The organism is Pseudomonas sp. ABFPK (genome assembly GCF_001586765.1).
Lineage (GTDB): Bacteria > Pseudomonadota > Gammaproteobacteria > Pseudomonadales > Pseudomonadaceae > Aquipseudomonas > Aquipseudomonas asiatica.
Genome location: NZ_LQXW01000017.1, coordinates 56291 through 74401, shown reverse-complemented (window position 1 = coordinate 74401; position 18111 = coordinate 56291). Strand labels below are relative to the sequence as shown.

Annotated in this window: 16 protein-coding genes; 11 read left to right on the top strand and 5 right to left on the bottom strand. The window is 64.1% G+C overall.

Annotated elements, in window-relative coordinates; all coding sequences use genetic code 11:
• Nucleotides 1-46 precede the first annotated feature (46 nt).
• Genes WM94_RS13435 through WM94_RS13425 form a run of 3 tightly spaced genes read right to left on the bottom strand, consistent with a single transcriptional unit; the run spans nucleotide 47 to nucleotide 2732 of the window.
• The gene (locus WM94_RS13435) at nucleotides 47-814 is read right to left on the bottom strand and encodes a heme ABC transporter ATP-binding protein (RefSeq protein WP_061551396.1); all 768 of its coding nucleotides are present in this window, start codon (nucleotides 812-814) and stop codon (nucleotides 47-49) included.
• The gene (locus WM94_RS13430; protein WP_162276790.1) at nucleotides 814-1797 is read right to left on the bottom strand and encodes an iron ABC transporter permease; all 984 of its coding nucleotides are present in this window, start codon (nucleotides 1795-1797) and stop codon (nucleotides 814-816) included. The genes WM94_RS13435 and WM94_RS13430 overlap by 1 nt, the downstream gene beginning before the upstream one ends.
• A 50-nt stretch (nucleotides 1798-1847) precedes the next feature.
• Nucleotides 1848-2732 (bottom strand): hemin ABC transporter substrate-binding protein, encoded by an 885-nt coding sequence (locus WM94_RS13425; protein ID WP_061551394.1) that lies wholly within the window; start codon nucleotides 2730-2732, stop codon nucleotides 1848-1850.
• A 148-nt stretch (nucleotides 2733-2880) separates the two neighbouring features.
• Between WM94_RS13425 and WM94_RS13420 the strand changes: the two genes are divergently transcribed.
• A complete protein-coding gene (locus WM94_RS13420; RefSeq protein WP_061551393.1) occupies nucleotides 2881-3198 on the top strand; it encodes a Rieske (2Fe-2S) protein in 318 nt (105 codons plus the stop codon).
• On the opposite strand, the gene sfsA is transcribed toward WM94_RS13420, so the two are convergent.
• Together sfsA and WM94_RS13410 are read right to left on the bottom strand one after the other, a co-directional pair.
• Nucleotides 3188-3901 carry a DNA/RNA nuclease SfsA gene (gene sfsA, locus WM94_RS13415; protein ID WP_061303601.1) on the bottom strand — a complete coding sequence of 238 codons (714 nt, stop codon included), beginning with the start codon at nucleotides 3899-3901 and terminating at the stop codon, nucleotides 3188-3190. The genes WM94_RS13420 and sfsA overlap by 11 nt on opposite strands.
• Nucleotides 3901-5073, bottom strand: a complete 1173-nt coding sequence (locus tag WM94_RS13410) for a pyridoxal phosphate-dependent aminotransferase (protein WP_061551392.1) — start codon at nucleotides 5071-5073, stop codon at nucleotides 3901-3903. The genes sfsA and WM94_RS13410 overlap by 1 nt, the downstream gene beginning before the upstream one ends.
• 210 nt (nucleotides 5074-5283) lie before the next feature.
• On the opposite strand from WM94_RS13410, the gene dksA reads away from it, so the two are divergent.
• The 10 genes from dksA to pgi all read left to right on the top strand — a co-directional run bounded on the left by dksA (nucleotide 5284) and on the right by pgi (nucleotide 18078).
• Nucleotides 5284-5727, top strand: coding sequence for an RNA polymerase-binding protein DksA (dksA, locus tag WM94_RS13405; protein ID WP_003259209.1), 444 nt, complete (start codon nucleotides 5284-5286; stop codon nucleotides 5725-5727).
• Nucleotides 5728-5792: 65 nt separating this feature from the next.
• On the top strand, nucleotides 5793-6680 hold the full coding sequence (gene gluQRS / locus WM94_RS13400; RefSeq protein WP_024087757.1) for a tRNA glutamyl-Q(34) synthetase GluQRS: 888 nt from the start codon (nucleotides 5793-5795) through the stop codon (nucleotides 6678-6680).
• Nucleotides 6681-6925: 245 nt separating this feature from the next.
• Nucleotides 6926-7102, top strand: a complete 177-nt coding sequence (locus tag WM94_RS30120; RefSeq protein ID WP_003250005.1) for a hypothetical protein — start codon at nucleotides 6926-6928, stop codon at nucleotides 7100-7102.
• On the top strand, nucleotides 7086-10061 hold the full coding sequence (locus WM94_RS13395) for a sensor histidine kinase (RefSeq protein WP_023661523.1): 2976 nt from the start codon (nucleotides 7086-7088) through the stop codon (nucleotides 10059-10061). Before WM94_RS30120 ends, WM94_RS13395 begins: the two co-directional genes overlap by 17 nt.
• A gap of 4 nt (nucleotides 10062-10065) precedes the next feature.
• Nucleotides 10066-11508, top strand: coding sequence for a sigma-54 dependent transcriptional regulator (locus WM94_RS13390; RefSeq protein WP_061551391.1), 1443 nt, complete (start codon nucleotides 10066-10068; stop codon nucleotides 11506-11508).
• Between the two features lie 890 nt (nucleotides 11509-12398).
• A complete protein-coding gene (locus WM94_RS13385; RefSeq protein ID WP_015271847.1) occupies nucleotides 12399-13787 on the top strand; it encodes a polynucleotide adenylyltransferase PcnB in 1389 nt (462 codons plus the stop codon).
• A complete protein-coding gene (gene folK, locus WM94_RS13380; protein ID WP_061551390.1) occupies nucleotides 13784-14263 on the top strand; it encodes a 2-amino-4-hydroxy-6-hydroxymethyldihydropteridine diphosphokinase in 480 nt (159 codons plus the stop codon). The genes WM94_RS13385 and folK overlap by 4 nt, the downstream gene beginning before the upstream one ends.
• Nucleotides 14264-14525: 262 nt before the next feature.
• Nucleotides 14526-15326, top strand: coding sequence for a 3-methyl-2-oxobutanoate hydroxymethyltransferase (panB, locus tag WM94_RS13375; protein WP_061551389.1), 801 nt, complete (start codon nucleotides 14526-14528; stop codon nucleotides 15324-15326).
• On the top strand, nucleotides 15323-16186 hold the full coding sequence (panC, locus tag WM94_RS13370) for a pantoate--beta-alanine ligase (protein WP_061551388.1): 864 nt from the start codon (nucleotides 15323-15325) through the stop codon (nucleotides 16184-16186). Before panB ends, panC begins: the two co-directional genes overlap by 4 nt.
• 227 nt (nucleotides 16187-16413) lie before the next feature.
• Nucleotides 16414-18078 (top strand): glucose-6-phosphate isomerase, encoded by a 1665-nt coding sequence (gene pgi, locus WM94_RS13365; protein WP_061551387.1) that lies wholly within the window; start codon nucleotides 16414-16416, stop codon nucleotides 18076-18078.
• The last annotated feature ends 33 nt before the right edge of the window (nucleotides 18079-18111 follow it).

Sequence of the window (18111 nt, the reverse complement as noted above, 5' to 3'; positions counted from 1 at the left end):
ACCTCCATTTATGGCCTGTACGAGCCCTTGTAGGAGCGCGCCAGCATTAGCGAGTGATGATCAGCGGATGCCCACGCTCCGGGTGCGCCTGTACCAGTACGTCGATCCCGTATACCGCCTTCAACGCCGCCGGCGTCAGCACTGCTTCGGGTGCGGCAAAGGCATGGCAGCGCCCCTGCTCCAGCAGCAGGATACGATCACAGTAGCGCGCCGCCAGGTTCAGGTCATGCAGGATCACCAGCACCGCGGCGCCACGGTCGGCAAAGCGGCGCATGGCTTCGAGGGTGGTGTGCTGGTGCAACGGGTCGAGCATCGAGGTTGGCTCGTCCAGCAGCAGCGTTGTACCCGCCTCGCCCGGCCACAGCTGCGCCAGCACCCGAGCCAGGTGCACTCTTTGCCGCTCGCCGCCAGACAACGCCAGGTAACTGCGCTCCACCAGGTGCCAGGCATCCGCTGCCCGCAAGGCCGCTTCGACGATTTCAGCATCGCGCCGCTGCCCGGTGCCATGGGGCATGCGCCCCATGCCCACCACTTCCTCGACCCGGAACGAGAACCCCAGGCTGGACACCTGCGGCAACACCGCCAGGCGCCTGGCCCGTTCCTGCCCTGCCCAGTCCGCCAGTGGCCTGCCCTGTAGCATCACCCGCCCGTGATCGGGCGCCAGCTCACCACACAGTACTCCTAGCAGGCTGCTCTTGCCGGCACCGTTGGGGCCGAGCACGCCCACCACCTGCCCCTGGCTCAGCTGCAGATGAATGTCATGCAGCACTTCGTTGCTGCCCCGCCGCAAGTACAGCCCCTCGGCTTGAAACATCAACTGCGCCCTCGTATCAGCAGGAACAGGAAGAACGGTGCGCCGATAAAGGCCGTGACGATGCCGATCGGCAGCTCGGCAGGCGCCAGCAGCAGCCGCGCCGCCAAATCGGCGAACAGCATCAGCACACCGCCAGCCAACAAGGAAGCTGGCAGCACCACACGGTGATCAGGCCCGGCCAGCAGGCGCACCAGGTGCGGCACCACCAGGCCGATGAAACCGATCAGCCCTGCAGCCGCCACCGCCGCACCCACGCCCAGCGCCGTGCAGAACACCAGCTCGCGCTTGAGCCGCTCCACGTCAATGCCCAGGTGACGCGCCTCCGATTCACCAAGCAGCATGGCATTCAACGCCTTGGCCCGACGTGGCAGCCACACTGCCACGCCCGCAGCCACCAGCAGCAAAGGCCACAGCCGCTGGTAACTGGCACCATTGAGGCTGCCCAAGTTCCAGAAGGTCAGCGTGCGCAGCGTGGCGTCGTCGGCCAGGTAGGAGAACAACCCCACGGCAGCACCGCCCAGCGCGGTCATGGCCACACCGGCCAGCAGCATCGTGGCGACGTTGGTCTGGCCGTCGCGTCGCCCCAGACGATAAACCAGCGCAGTCACGCCCAGCCCGCCGATGAAAGCGCACAGCGACAACAGGTAAGGGGCAAGCACATCCGGCATGCCGCCCAGCCAACTGCCGCCAACGATGGCCACCGCCGCGCCCACCGCTGCTCCGGCGGCAACCCCTACCAGCCCGGGGTCGGCCAGAGGGTTACGGAACAGCCCCTGCATGGCCACACCAGACAGCGCCAGCACCGCGCCCACCGCCAACCCCAGCAAGGTGCGCGGCAGGCGGATCTGGCCGAGGATCATCTCGGCCTGCTGCAGGCCGTCAGCGGCAATGGGCAACCCCAGCAAGCGCAGACCGGCACGCAAGGTATCGAACAACGGCAGGCTGACCGGCCCCAAGGCCAAAGACAACCACACCGCCAACAGGCACAACAGGCCCAGGCAAACGAACAGTGTGCGTGGCTGGACCCGTTGTTTCATTGGTAGAGGCTGATCTTGGCGGCCGGATAGAAGGTAGCCGCAAGCAACCGAAGTGTTGCCGGCAGGCGTGGCCCGAGCCCGCCGACTAACAGTGTCGGGTCAAGCGATACCAGGCGTTTCTCTCGCACGGCGCGCGAGGTCGCCAGCGCGGGGTTTTCTTTCAGCAACGCCTTCAAGGCTTGGTCATCGGCCAGCGCCCGGTCGGAAAACACGATCACATCCGGGTCCAGCGCAGCCAGTGCTTCGCTGGAAAAATTCTTGTAGCCCTGATGTTCTGCCAAGTTGCGCCCGCCTGCCTGGCTCAGCAGCCAGTCGCCGGCGGTACCCTGCCCGGCGATCAGCGGCTTGGCACCCGCATGCCCGACCAGCAGCAACACTCCTGGCGTCTTCTGCCCGGCCTGGGCCTGCCTGACCCTGGCCTGCAAGGCATCGAGCTGCTGGTGGTAACCCGACGCCAAGACCGCGGCCTGCTCTTCTGCGCCCAGCAATTGCCCCAGATGCTTGAGGTTTTCATCCACCGCCGCCACCTCGGCTTTGCTGGAGAACAGTTCGACCCGCACGCCAGCCTTGCGGATTTGCGCCAGTACCGGTGGCGGCCCCATTTCTTCGGTGCCCACCAGCACATCCGGGCGCAGGCTGAGAATGCCTTCCGCAGACAACTGCCGCTGGTAGCCGACGCTAGGCAGTGACTTCAGCGATTGCGGGTGCTGGCTGGTGGTGTCCACACCCACCAAGCGCGCTTCACCGCCAAGTGCGCTGATCCATTCGCTCAGTGCGCCACCAGCGCTGACCCAACGCTGCGGCAGCTCGGCCGCGAGGGCCTGGGTGGACAGCACAACGCTCGCGCACAGAGCGAGCAAGGCGACAGGACGGCGCATCATCGGGTTCCTTCTGCAGGCGAGCCGCGCGCCTTGTGGCGAGCGACGGAACTGCGCACCATAGGCAGCCGGGCGCAGCGAATATGGACAATTTGATAATTATTCGCATTGAAGCGTCAAGCCATCACTTGTTCCACGAGTCGTCCTTGCCATGCACTTCCTTTGTACCTCCCACGGCCTGGCCGAAGGCCATAGCCGAGCCTTCAGCGTAGACGGCATCGAACTGTTCGGCGTGCGCCGCCAGGGCCAGGTGTACCTCTACCGCAACCGTTGCCCGCACCGCGGTATCCCGCTGAACTGGGTGGAAGATGCGTTTCTCGATGACAACGCCAGCCTGATTCACTGCGCCCATCATGGCGCGCTGTTCCTGATCGAAAGTGGAGAATGCGTGGCCGGGCCGTGCGAGGGCGAGCAATTGCAGGCCCTGGGCTGCCACGAGGACAGCCAGGGCATCTGGCTCAAGGGGTAAGCAGCACCGGCAGGCGGCGGTCGATGACAATGCCTTCGGAGTCCAGGCGTGCGCCGTAGGCCAGCACCTCCACGCCATCTGAAACTGCCGCGCGCAGGGCCTGGGCATAAGCCGCATCGATTTCCTCGGCCGGGCGCACCGCGTCGATACCGGTCAGGTTCACACAATACAGCTGCACAGCCCGCACGCCCTGCCTGGCCAACTTCGCCAGCTCTCGCAGGTGCTTGGCGCCGCGCTGGGTCACCGCATCAGGAAAGGCCGCGACCGTGCTGGCTGGGTAGCCCAGCGTCACGCTCTTCACCTCGACATAGGCCGGGGCACCGTCGAACTCCAGGCGAAAGTCGATGCGGCTGCCTTCCTCGCCGTAGGCCACCTCACGCCTTAGCGCACTGAAGCCGGCCAGTTCGGCGATGATGCCGGCATGCAGTGCCTCTTCTACCAGCGCATTGGCCCGCCCAGTATTCACACAGGCCAGCCGCCCCTGCGGGGTTTCGCTGATTTCCCAAGTGCCCGGGAGCTTGCGCTTGGGGTCGTTGGAGCGGCTGAACCACACCTGCCCGCCTTCACGCATGCAGTTGAGCATAGAGCCGGTGTTGGGGCAGTGGATGGTGAGTTGTTCGCCGCCGGGCAGTTCGATATCCGCCAGAAAGCGTTTGTAGCGGCGCAGCAGGCGGCCCTGTTCGAGTGGGGGATGGAACTGCATCAGCCTTGCCAGCTCCGCAGGCCGCGGGCAATCCGCTGCACCGCCTCTTCCAGGCGCGGCAGGCTCTGGGTGTAGGCAAAGCGCACATGGTGGCCGGCCAGGTGACGGCCGAAGTCCAGGCCCGGGGTGAAGGCCAGGTGCTCGGTCTCCAGGAAGTGCCGGCAGAAGGCGAACGCGTCACCGCCAAAGGCACTGATGTCGGCATACAGGTAGAACGCCCCCTGCGGCTCGACGGCAATGCGGAAACCCAGTTCGCGCAGGGCGGGCAACAGGTAGTCGCGGCGGCGGGCGAACTCGGCGCGGCGCTCCTCGAAAATGGCCAGGGTTTCGGGCTGGAAACACGCCAGCGCGGCATGTTGGGCCATGCTTGGCGCACTGATGTACAGGTTTTGTGCCAGCTTCTCCAGGTCGGCCACCGCGCCAGGAGGCGCCACCAGCCAGCCGAGGCGCCAACCGGTCATGCCGAAATACTTGGAAAAACTATTCAGGACGAATGCCGAGTCGTCCACTTCCAGCACGCTGGGCGCGTCCATGCCATAGGTCAGCCCGTGGTAAATCTCGTCCACAACCAGATGGCCATGCCGTTCACGGGTGGCGCGGGACAGACTGGTCAGCTCGTCCCGCCCCAGCACCGTGCCCGTCGGGTTGGCCGGCGAGGCGACCAGGGCTCCGACCGTGTCCTTGTCCCAGTAGCGGTCGACAAGGTCGGCAGTCAGCTGGTAATTCACGTCCGGCCCCACCGGCACAAGCTGCGCCCCGCCCTCGACCAGGCGCAGGAAGTGGCGGTTGCACGGGTAGCCTGGGTCGGCTAGCAGCCAATGTTTGCCTGGGTCGACCAGCAGACTGCTGGCCAGCAGCAGCGCACCGGAGCCCCCCGGGGTGATGAGAATGCGTTCAGGGTCGACACTCAGGCCGTAACGCTGGCCATAGAACCCGGCAATGGCTTCGCGCAGTGCCGGCAGGCCGCGTGCGGCGGTGTAGCGGGTGTGCCCGGCGGCCAGTGCTGCCTGGCCGGCGGCAACGATGGGCGCGGCCGTGGTGAAGTCCGGCTCGCCGATTTCCAGGTGGATCACATCGTGTCCGGCCGCCTGCAGCTCGTTGGCCCGGGCCAGCAGCGCCATGACGTGGAAGGGTTCGATGGCGCGGCTGCGCGCACTGTAGGGGTGGGCCATGACCTTCTCTCAATTGGGTCTAAACTGGAGATTCTACCTCTGCACGCCACCGAACGTGCGGCTCAGGCCGCTGTCAATTACCAGGATCGGGCGGGGTAGCGCACCCCCGATCTATCTGGTAAGTTCGGCGGCTCGCAGTCGCAGGGCCGGCGGGTGCCGGAGATGGAGCAGCCTGCGCATTGGATCAGATGAGTGAGAGGCGGTCTATTCATGTCCACCGTAGAAAAGCAAAAAGCCCAGACCATGTACGGTGTCGAGCCCTACGTAGAATCCAAAGGTGAAGAGTACATGGGCGAGCCCATGAAGAAGCACTTCACCAAGCTTCTCGGCGCCTGGAAGCAAGAGCTGATGACCAGTGTGGACCGCACTGTGGACCACATGAAGGACGAGGCAGCCAACTTCCCCGACCCGGCCGACCGTGCCAGTCAGGAAGAAGAATTCGCCCTGGAGCTGCGCAACCGCGATCGCGAGCGCAAGCTGATCAAGAAAATCGACAAGACCCTCGACAAGATCAAGGCCGACGAGTACGGCTGGTGCGAATCGTGCGGCATCGAGATCGGCCTGCGTCGCCTGGAGGCCCGCCCTACCGCCGACCTGTGCTTCGACTGCAAGGAAATCGCCGAGAAAAAGGAAAAGACGGTCGGCAAAGGCTGATCTTTCTTTCCACCTGAACGGGGCGCATCATGCGCCCCGTTTCATTTTATATGCCCAGCCTGACCATGACCCACTCAAGCTACATCGGGCGTTTCGCCCCCACCCCCAGCGGCTTCCTGCACTTCGGCTCGCTGGTCGCCGCCCTCGCCTCCTGGCTCGATGCCCGCGCCGTGAACGGCCGCTGGCTGCTGCGCATGGAAGACACCGACCCGCCTCGGGAAATGCCCGGTGCTCGCGATGCGATCCTGCAGACCCTGGAGCGCTACGGCCTGGAGTGGGACGGCGAAGTGGTGTTCCAGAGCCAGCGGCACGATGCCTATGCCGCGGTAGTCGACCGCCTGTTCAACATGGGCCTGGCCTACGCCTGCACCTGCTCGCGCAAGCAGCTTGAGGGTTACAACGGTATCTACCCGGGCCTTTGCCGCAATGCCGGGCATGCTAGGGATGGCGCGGCGATCCGCCTGCGCGTGCCAGAGCTGATCTACCGCTTTACCGACCGCGTACAGGGCGAATTCCAGCAGCACCTGGGGCGTGAAGTGGGCGATTTCGTCATCCAGCGCCGCGACGGACTGTATGCCTACCAACTGGCGGTGGTACTGGACGATGCCTGGCAAGGTGTTACCGACATCGTGCGTGGCGCCGACCTGCTCGACAACACCCCGCGCCAGCTGTACCTGCAAGAGTTGCTGGGCTTCTCGCAGCCGCGTTACCTGCATATTCCGCTGATCGTGCAGCCGGACGGGCACAAGCTGGGCAAGTCGTACCGCTCGCCGCCGCTGCAGGCGGACCAGGCGACACCGCTGTTGCTGCGGGCGTTGCGGGCGCTGGGGCAGAAAGCCGACCCCGAGTTGCTGCTGGCAACGCCGGCGGAGGTATTGGCGGTAGCTCGCAAGCAGTGGCGGCCCGAGGCGATTGCACAGCGGACCACGGTGCCAGAGGCTGATTTGCGTTGAGGCAGGCCCGGCCCTTTCGCGGGTAAACCCGCTCCCACAGGGCCCTCACCACACCTGAGGAAAGCGCATTACCTGTGGGAGCGGGTTCACCCGCGAAGAGGCCGGCACAAGCAACCCACCCCTCAAAAACAAAAGCCCAATAAATTCAACCTCTTGGCGAACACTATGGATTCCCGCTAGCATCCCCCCAGCCATTTGCGCCAATAATAAGTCCAAGCCCGCAGCGCCCAACCATCGAGGCCAGCATGTACATCTATCGTTTGGTCCTGCTTCTGGTCGTGGGGATCTACCTGTTCTCCCCGGCCATCATGGACTGGTGGATCGAACCGACCGGAGCCTGGTATCGCCCTTACCTGCTCTGGCTGATCCTGATCGTCGTCACCTTCATCCTGCAGAGCCAACGAGATGCCGATGAGCTTTAGCCTGACCCAGATGATCCTGATCAGCGCCGCGTACCTCATGGTGCTGTTCGGTGTGGCCTGGATCAGCGAGCGGGGGTTGATCCCGCGCTCGATCATTCGCCACCCGCTGACCTACACCCTGTCGCTGGGCGTATACGCCAGTGCCTGGGCCTTCTATGGCTCGGTGGGCCTGGCCTACCAGTACGGCTACGGCTTCCTTGCCTGTTACCTGGGGGTGTCCGGCGCGTTCCTGCTGGCGCCAGTGCTGCTCTATCCGATCCTAAAGATCACCCGTACCTACCAGCTGTCCTCGTTGGCCGACCTGCTGGCGTTCCGCTTTCGCAGCACCTGGGCCGGGGCGCTGACCACCATCATCATGCTCATCGGCGTTCTGCCCTTGCTGGCCCTGCAGATCCAGGCGGTAGCCGACTCGATCAGCATCCTTACCGGTGAGCCGGTCAAGGCACGTGTGGCCTTCGCCTTCTGTACGCTCATCATCTTGTTCACCATCTTCTTCGGCTCGCGGCACATCGCCACACGCGAAAAGCACGAAGGGCTGGTGTTCGCCATCGCCTTCGAGTCGGTGATCAAGCTGCTGGCCCTGGGCGGTATCGGCCTGTATGCCCTGTATGGCGTGTTCGGCGGCCCGCACGAACTGGAAGTGTGGCTGCTGCAGAACCAGACCGCCCTGGCCGCTCTGCATACGCCGCTGCAGGAAGGCCCATGGCGCACCTTGCTACTGGTGTTCTTCGCCTCGGCCATCGTCATGCCGCACATGTACCACATGGCCTTCACCGAAAACCTCAACCCGCGCTCGCTGGTCAGCGCCAGCTGGGGCCTGCCGCTGTTCCTGCTGCTGATGAGCCTGGCCGTGCCGCTGGTGCTGTGGGCCGGCCTGCGCCTGGGCGCCACCACCAACCCCGAATACTTCACCCTGGGCCTGGGGCTTGCCGCCAACAACCAGGCACTGGCGCTGCTGGCCTACATCGGCGGCTTGTCGGCCGCCAGCGGGCTTATCATCGTCACAACCCTGGCGCTGTCGGGCATGGCCCTCAACCACCTGGTGCTGCCGCTGTACCAGCCGCCGGCCGAAGGCAACATCTACCGCTGGCTGAAGTGGACCCGCCGCGCGCTGATCGTCGCCATCATCACCGCCGGCTTCATGTTCTACCTCACCCAGAACAACCACCAGAGCCTGGCCAACCTGGGCATCGTCGCCTTCGTGGCCACATTGCAGTTCCTGCCGGGCGTGCTGTCGGTACTGTACTGGCCGACTGCCAACCGCCGTGGCTTCATCGCCGGCCTGCTGGCCGGCACCCTGGTGTGGATGGTGACCATGCTGCTGCCATTGCTGGGCAACCTGCAGGGCTTCTACATCCCGCTGCTGGACATGATCTACGTGCTGGACGACACCAGCTGGCACATGGCGGCCATCGCCTCGCTGGCGGCCAACGTGCTGTTGTTCACCCTGATCTCGCTGTTCACCAACGCCAGCAACGAAGAGGTAAGCGCCGCCGAAGCCTGCGCAGTGGACAATGTGCGCCGCCCGCAACGCCGCGAGCTGCACGCCGCCTCGCCACAGGAGTTCGCCACCCAACTGGCCAAGCCGCTGGGCGCCAAGGCCGCACAGAAGGAAGTGGAACAGGCCCTGCGCGATCTCTACCTGCCGTTCGACGAGCGCCGCCCCTATGCCTTGCGCCGCCTGCGCGACCGCATCGAGGCCAACCTGTCCGGCCTGATGGGGCCGAGCGTGGCCCAGGACATGGTCGAGACCTTCCTGCCGTACAAGTCCGGTAACGAAAACTACGTGACCGAGGACATCCACTTCATCGAAAGCCGCCTGGAAGACTACCACTCGCGCCTGACCGGCCTGGCCGCCGAGCTTGACGCCCTGCGCCGCTACCACCGCCAGACCCTGCAGGAACTGCCCATGGGCGTCTGCTCGCTGGCCAAGGACCAGGAAATCCTGATGTGGAACAAGGCCATGGAAGAGCTCACCGGCATCGCCGCCAAGCACGTGGTCGGCTCGCGCCTGGTCACCATCAGCGAACCCTGGCGCGGCCTGCTGCAAGGCTTCATCAACGTGCCAGACGAGCACCTGCACAAGCAGCGCCTGGCGCTGGACGGCCAGCCGCGCTGGCTGAACCTGCACAAGGCGGCCATCGACGAGCCGCTGGCCCCGGGCAACAGCGGCCTGGTACTGCTGGTGGAGGATCTTACCGAAACCCAGGCCCTGGAAGACAAATTGGTGCACTCCGAACGCCTGGCCAGCATCGGCCGTCTGGCCGCCGGCGTGGCCCACGAAATCGGCAACCCGATCACCGGCATCGCCTGCCTGGCGCAGAACCTGCGCGAAGAGCGTGAGGGCGATGGCGAAATCATCGAGCTGTCCAGCCAGATTCTCGAACAGACCAAGCGGGTATCGCGCATCGTCCAGTCGCTGATGAGTTTCGCCCATGCCGGCGGCAGCCACCAGAACAGCGAAGAACCGGTATGCCTGGCCGAAGTGGCGCAGGACGCCATCGGTCTGCTGGCGTTGAACCGGCGCAATTTCGAAGTACAGTTCTTCAACCTCTGCGACCCGGAGCACTGGGCCGAAGGGGACCCGCAGCGCCTGGCCCAGGTGCTGATCAACCTGCTCTCCAACGCCCGCGACGCATCAAAGCCCGGCAGCGCCGTGCGCGTGCGCAGCGAAGTCAGCGAGCACACCGTCGACCTGATCGTCGAAGATGAGGGCAGCGGGATCCCGAAGAACATCATGGACCGCCTGTTCGAACCCTTCTTCACCACCAAGGACCCGGGCGAAGGAACCGGACTGGGGCTTGCTCTGGTCTATTCCATCGTGGAAGAGCATTATGGGCAAATCACCATCGACAGCCCGGCCGATATCGAACGGCAACGTGGCACCCGGATCCGCGTGACCCTGCCCCGGCATGTCGTAGCGACGTCCCCTGAAATTCGAGACCGTCGAGAGAATTGAATCAATGCCGCACATTCTGATCGTCGAAGACGAAACCATCATCCGCTCGGCCTTGCGTCGCCTGCTCGAACGGAACCAGTACCAGGTCAGCGAAGCCGGCTCGGTGCAGGAAGCCCAGGAACGCTTCAGCATTGCCACCTTCGACCTGATCGTCAGCGACCTGCGCCTGCCAGGCGCACCCGGCACCGAACTGATCAAGCTCGGCCAAGGCACCCCGGTGCTGATCATGACCAGCTACGCCAGCCTGCGCTCGGCGGTAGACTCGATGAAAATGGGCGCGGTGGACTACATCGCCAAGCCCTTCGACCACGACGAGATGCTGCAAGCGGTGGCGCGTATCCTGCGCGACCGGCAGAACGCTCCGGCTGCCGCACCGGCGGCCGAGCCACGCGCCACCAATGGCAAGGCCGCCCCGGCCGACAAAGGCAGCGCGGCAGCCGCCAATGGCGAAATCGGCATCATCGGCTCGTGCCCGCCGATGCAGGACATGTACAGCAAGATCCGCAAGGTCGCGCCCACCGATTCCAACGTGCTGATCCAGGGCGAGTCGGGCACCGGTAAAGAGTTGGTCGCACGCGCCCTGCACAACCTGTCGCGTCGGGCCAAGGCACCAATGATTTCGGTGAACTGTGCGGCCATTCCCGAGACACTGATCGAGTCCGAGCTGTTCGGCCACGAGAAAGGCGCGTTCACCGGCGCCAGCGCCGGGCGCGCTGGCCTGGTGGAGGCTGCCGATGGCGGTACCCTGTTCCTCGACGAAATCGGCGAACTGCCGCTGGAAGCCCAGGCCCGCCTGCTGCGCGTGCTGCAGGAAGGCGAGATTCGCCGGGTGGGTTCGGTACAGTCGCAAAAGGTCGATGTACGCCTGATCGCCGCGACCCACCGCGACCTGAAGAACCTGGCCAAGGCCGGCCAGTTCCGTGAAGACCTGTATTACCGCCTGCACGTGATCGCCCTGAAATTGCCTGCCCTGCGCGAGCGCGGCAGCGACGTCAACGAGATTGCCAGCGCCTTCCTAGCCCGCCAGAGCGCGCGCATCGGCCGCGACGACCTGCACTTCTCGGCCGAAGCCGAGCAGGCCATTCGTCACTACAGCTGGCCGGGTAACGTGCGAGAGCTGGAAAACGCCGTTGAGCGCGCGGTGATCCTCAGCGAGAGTGCGGAAATTTCCGCCGACCTGCTGGGCATCGACATTGAGCTGGGTGACCTGGAAGAGGACGAAATCCTCGATAACGCCCTAGTCGGGGCCAGTACGGCCAATGCCAGCCATGAGCCTACCGAGGACCTGTCGCTGGAAGATTACTTCCAGCACTTCGTGCTCGAGCACCAGGACCACATGACCGAGACCGAGCTGGCCCGCAAGCTCGGGGTCAGCCGCAAGTGCCTGTGGGAACGCCGCCAGCGCCTGGGTATCCCGCGGCGCAAGAGCAACGCTACCAGCGAGTAACCGCGCTGCCTGGGCGGGAGGTTCCTCCTGCCCTGATCCCTCTCTATCTGCCGTTCCGGCCTCTTCGCGGGTGAACCCGCTCCCACAGAAATCTCACTGCCCTCAAGGGTGGTGCAATCCTTGTAGAAGCCGGCTTACCGAGATTTAGCGAAACCTGCGCAGTCTCTGTGGGAGCGGGCGTGCCCGCGAAAGGGCCAGCAAAGCCAGCGCACACACCCCGGTAACACATCAGCCCCCGCAAAAATCTGTTACCCAAGCTTTCCGCCGTAACAGTTCCCGAGGCGTACGGTAACGAAATTTCGACATTTTCGACCGCTGAAAAACTGCTCGCCACCTCCAACCCCTTGATTTTACTGAGTTTGCAAAAGTTGGCACGGCACCTGCTATATGTCTGGTACAAGAACAATAACAAGCACTGCAACTCAGAATAAGAACAAGACGAAACGGCTCACGCACAATAAAAACAAGACGGCGGAGGCGCAGCTAACTGATTCTTTTGGAGAGGATGCGTGTTTGGGGCTTGCCCCACAACCAGGCAGAGAACAACAAAAACTGCACTAAAAGCAGCGCCTGAACTGGTTGGATCGACAGATCAACGTGACATCAGCGACCAAAGCAATCCGTTTGCTCTTAACCCCTGGATTGTGGGTCGTCCACAAGCTTCGAGATTTGTGGACAGGGCACTCAACAAAAACAAGAAGCCCAGCAGAAAAACAATAAGAGCACGCAACGACTTCTTGGGGAGCTTAGGCTCCCCTTGTCGTTTCTACCCTTCTGGCAGGCATCCTGCTACCCGCCTACACCATTCCTTGAGTAAATGCTAGAATCCCCGCCCATCATGCGGCCATTCTCCTATTCTTGGCCGAACATTCCTTCAAACAGTGCATCCCATGCTGAAGAAGCTGTTCCAGTCGTTCCGCCCGCCCGTACCGGGCCCGCACCACAGGCGCACCACGCCTGAGGTGATCAACAAGAGCCAGCACTCGCTGCAACGCCACCAGTTCAGCCGCCATGCGGTGAACATCGTGGAACGCCTGCAGAGCGCCGGTTACCAGGCTTACCTGGTCGGTGGCTGTGTCCGCGACCTGATGCTGGGCATCACGCCGAAAGACTTCGACGTCGCCACCAGTGCCACCCCTGAACAGGTCCGTGCCGAGTTCCGCAACGCACGCATCATTGGCCGCCGCTTCAAGCTGGTCCACGTGCATTTCGGACGTGAAATCATCGAAGTCGCCACCTTCCGCGCCCACCATTCGGAAGACGACCAGGGCGACAGCCACCGTTCGTCGCACAATGCCAGTGGCCGCATTCTGCGTGACAACGTGTACGGCACCCTGGAAGAGGACGCGCAACGTCGCGACTTCACCATCAACGCCCTGTACTACGACCCGGTCAGCGAGCGCATCCTCGACTACGCCAACGGCGTGCACGATATCCGCAACCGCTTGCTGCGCCTGATCGGCGACCCTACCCACCGCTATCAGGAAGACCCGGTGCGCATGCTGCGCGCGGTGCGCTTCGCCGCCAAGCTCGACTTCGGCATCGAAAAACATACGGTCCAGCCGATTCGAGAGCTGGCCCCACTGCTGCGCGAAATTCCGCCAGCGCGCCTGTTCGAAGAGAGCCTCAAGCTGTTCCTTTCCGGCCAGGGCGCCATCGTCTTCGAAATGCTGGTCGACCTTCAGTTGTTCGAGCCGCTGTTCCCGGCCAGTTCGCATGCCCTGGACGAGCGCCCGACCTACACCCACACGCTGATCAGCCAAGCGCTGAACAACACCGACCTGCGCGTGAAGCAAGGCAAACCGGTAACCCCGGCCTTCCTCTTCGCCGCGCTGCTGTGGCCAGCCCTGCCGGCCCGCGTGCTGCACCTGCAGAACCAGGGCGTGCCGCCTATCCCGGCCATGAACGGTGCGGCCCACGACCTGATCGCCGAACAATGCGCACGTATCGCCATCCCCAAGCGCTTCACCCTGCCGATCCGCGAGATCTGGGACATGCAGGAACGCCTGCCACGCCGCAGCGGCAAGCGCGCCGACATGCTGCTGGACAACCCGCGCTTCCGCGCCGGCTACGACTTCCTGCTGCTGCGCGAAAGCGCCGGGGAAGAAACCGACGACCTCGGCCAGTGGTGGACCGACTACCAGGATGCCAACGACAGCGAGCGCCGCGAGATGATCCGCGAACTGGGCAGCCGTGACGAAGGCACCGGCGCCGGCCCGCGCAAACGCAAGCGCAGCGGTGGCAAGCGCAAGCGCAGTGGCGACGAGGCGTTCGAGTGAGTACCCGCGCCTATATCGGCCTGGGCAGCAACCTGGACGCACCTGCCGAGCAGCTGCGCAGAGCCTTGCAGGCCCTCGACCAGGTCGAAGCCACACGCCTGGTGGCGGCCTCGGCCCTGTACACCAGCGATTCGCTGCTGCCCGGCCAGCCGCGCTACACCAACGCCGTCGCCGCCCTGGACACCGCCCTGCCACCGCTGGCCCTGCTCGATGCACTGCAGGCCATCGAGAACGATCAGGGCCGCGTGCGCAAGGAACGCTGGGGCCCGCGCACACTGGACCTGGACATCCTGCTGTTCGGCGACCAGGTGCTTGATGAGCCGCGCCTGAAAGTACCGCATTACCACATGCATGCCCGGCCTTTTGTGCTGTACCCGCTGGCGGAACTGGTACCGGGCGATTTCCGCCTGGCCGACGGCCGCGCCCTTGCGCAACTGCTTGACGACTGCCCGTTCGTCGGCCTGGAACGCCTGTAAACCGGGCGTTCCAGCCTTGCACACTGGCGCGGTAACGCCAGTAACACCCTGATCGTAACAATGCGGTAACAGGGTGATTGACTTCCCCCACCTCGCTCACGACTATAGGCGTCCCGTGTGGCACCAAAGTGCCGCATACCCGTATTTAGGCCCGGACGGACCTGTGCCCGAACATCACGCGCGATGATGTGCCGCTCCGGAAAATGACTACACGCGTTGAATGCAGTCGTTTCTTACAGCGCCTGAACGAGGAATTTCCTACATGCCTGAAGTAACCCTGACCACCCTCAATGGCCTCAAGGCCAAGGGTGAAAAAATCACCATGCTGACCTGCTACGACGCGACCTTCGCCAAGGCTGCCAGCCAGGCCGGTGTCGAAGTGTTGCTGGTGGGCGACTCGCTGGGCATGGTCCTGCAAGGCCACGACAGCACACTGCCGGTGACCACCGCAGACATGGCCTACCATACAGCCAGCGTCAAACGTGGCAACGACGGTGCGCTGATCCTTGCCGACCTGCCGTTCATGGCGCACGCTACACCAGAGCTGGCCTTTGCCAACAGCGCCACGCTGATGCAGGCCGGCGCCCACATGATCAAGATCGAAGGCGCTGCCTGGCTGGCCGAGACCATCCGCCTGCTGGCCGAGCGTGGCGTGCCAGTATGCGCGCACATGGGCCTGACACCGCAGACTGTCAACGTGATGGGCGGCTACAAGGTCCAGGGCCGCCAGGAAGCCCAGGCCCGGCAGATGCGCGCCGACGCGATCGCCCTGGAACAGGCCGGTGCAGCCATGCTGCTGCTCGAATGCGTGCCCAGCGAACTGGCGGCGGAAATCACCAGTGCCGTATCCATCCCGGTGATCGGCATTGGCGCCGGCAGCGGCACCGATGGCCAGGTCCTGGTCCTGCACGACATGCTCGGCCTGTCGCTGAGCGGCCGCGTACCGAAGTTCGTGAAGAACTTCATGCAAGGCCAGCCGGATATCCACAGCGCCCTCGTCGCTTACGTCGAGGCGGTCAAGCAAGTCAGCTTCCCAGGCAGCGAACACGGGTTCAGTGCATGAATACAGTCAAGACCGTCCGTGAACTGCGCGCCGCAGTCGCCCGCGCCCGCGGTGAAGGCAAGCGCATCGGCTTCGTGCCTACCATGGGCAACCTGCACAGCGGCCATGCCGCCCTGGTGACCAAGGCTGCACAGCGCGCCGATTTCGTGGTCGCCAGCATCTTCGTCAACCCGCTGCAGTTCGGCGCCAACGAAGATCTCGACAAGTACCCGCGCACCCTGGCCGCCGACCAGGAGCGCCTGCTCCAGGCTGGCTGCAATCTGCTGTTCGCGCCCAGCGTCGAAGAGATGTACCCCGACGGCATGAGCGTGCAAACCCGCGTCAGCGTACCCCACCTTTCCGAAGGCCTGTGCGGCGCCAGCCGGCCCGGTCATTTCGAAGGCGTGGCCACCGTGGTCAGCAAGCTGTTCAACATGGTCCAGCCCGACCTTGCCGTGTTCGGTGAAAAGGACTTCCAGCAGCTGGCGGTGATCCGCGCCATGGTGCGCGACCTGAACATGCCGATCCAGATCATCGGCGAGCCCACCGTGCGGGCCGAGGACGGCCTGGCGCTGTCGTCGCGTAACGGCTACCTCACGCCGGAGCAGCGTGCTACGGCACCTGCGCTGTACCGCACGCTACAGCATATCGCTGGGGCCATCCGCCATGGCCAGCGGGACTTTGCCGCACTGGTTGCCGAAGGCAAGGCGCAGTTGACCGCCGCGGGTTTCCGGCCGGATTACCTGGAAGTGCGTCATGCCGTGAGCCTGCGCCCGGCAGTGATCGATGATCGAGACCTAGTGGTGATTGCGGCGGCTTACCTGGGTAACACACGGTTGATCGACAACCTGTACCTTCATCTGGAAGAGAAGACCGCGTAACGGCCCGGGGCTGCCTTGCAGCCCATTCGCAGCACAAGGCTGCTCCTACAGAAACCACCTTCTTCTGTAGGAGCAGCCTTGTGCTGCGAGTGGGGCGCAAAGCGCCCCCAAATTCCCCCGCCTTACCCATTCCCTGCAAGTGGCCTTTGCCTATAATGGTGCCAGCCTGAACCCGGCAATGAGTGCCGTGTCCAAGGTCTCACCACGCACCAAGGGAACCCCGCGCAATGGCGTATTACCGTACACCCCACGATGTCACGGCCCTGCCCGCCTGGCAGGCGCTTCAGCAACACCGCGACGCCATGCAAGGTTTCAGCATGCGCGAAGCCTTCGCCGCCGATACCAAGCGCTTCGACCAGTTCTCCCTGAGCTCCTGCGGCCTGTTCCTCGACTACTCGAAAAACCTGATCACCGAACAAAGCCGCGACCTGCTGGTGAACCTGGCCAACGAAGTGGGCCTGCAGGACGCCATCAAGTCGATGTTCAGCGGCGAAATCATCAACGCCTCCGAAGGTCGCCCGGTGCTGCACACCGCCCTGCGCCGGCCGGTAGGCGACAAGCTCAGCGTCAACGGCGTGAACGTCATGCCGGAAGTACACAAGGTACTCAACCAGATCACCGAACTGGTCGGCCGCATCCACGACGGGCTGTGGCGCGGCTACAGCGAAAAACCGATCACCGACGTGGTCAACATCGGCATCGGTGGCTCGTTCCTCGGCCCCGAGCTGGTGTCCGAGGCGCTGCTGCCCTACGCCCAGCGCGGCGTGCGCTGCCACTACCTGGCGAACATCGACGGCAGTGAGTTCCACGAGCTGTCGGCCAACCTGCGCGCCGAAACCACCCTGTTCATCGTCTCGTCGAAGTCGTTCAACACCCTCGAGACCTTGAAGAACGCAATGGCCGCGCGTACCTGGTACCTGGCCCAGGGCGGCTCGGAAGCCGAGCTGTACCGCCACTTCATCGCCGTTTCCAGCAACAAGGCCGCCGCCGTGGCCTTCGGCATCCGCGAAGAAAACATCTTCCCGATGTGGGACTGGGTGGGCGGTCGCTACTCGCTGTGGTCGGCCATCGGCCTGCCGATCGCCCTGGCCATCGGTACCGCCAACTTCAAGGAACTGCTGTCCGGTGCCTACACCATGGACCAGCACTTCCAGACCGCGCCGTTCGACAAGAACATGCCGGTGCTGCTGGCCCTGCTGGGCGTGTGGTACGGCAACTTCTGGGGCGCCCAGAGTCACGCGATCCTGCCGTACGACCACTACCTGCGCAACATCACCAAGCACCTGCAACAGCTGGACATGGAGTCCAACGGCAAGAGCGTGCTGCAGGACGGCACCCCGGTGAAGACCGACACCGGTCCGGTTATCTGGGGTGGCGTCGGCTGCAACGGCCAGCATGCCTACCACCAGCTGCTGCACCAGGGCACTCAGCTGATTCCGGCCGACTTCATCGTGCCGGTGGTGAGCTTCAACCCGGTGGCCGACCATCATCAGTGGCTGTACGCCAACTGCCTGTCGCAGAGCCAGGCGCTGATGTTGGGCAAAACCCGCGAGGAAGCCGAGGCAGAGCTGCGTGGCAAAGGCCTGAACGAAGCGGACATCGAAAAGCTGGCCCCGCACAAGGTGATCCCGGGCAACCGCCCGAGCAACACCCTGGTGGTGGAACGCATCAGCCCGCGCCGCCTGGGCGCGCTGGTGGCGATGTACGAGCACAAGGTGTTCGTGCAGAGCGTGATCTGGGGCATCAACGCTTTCGACCAGTGGGGCGTGGAGCTGGGCAAAGAATTGGGCAAGGGCGTTTACCAACGCCTGGTCGGCAGCCTGGAAGACAGCGCCGAAGATGGTTCCACCCAAGGCCTGATCAACTACTTCCGCGGCCGTCACCGCGGTTGATCTGAAACCTTCGCCAACTTCTTCGCGGGCTCG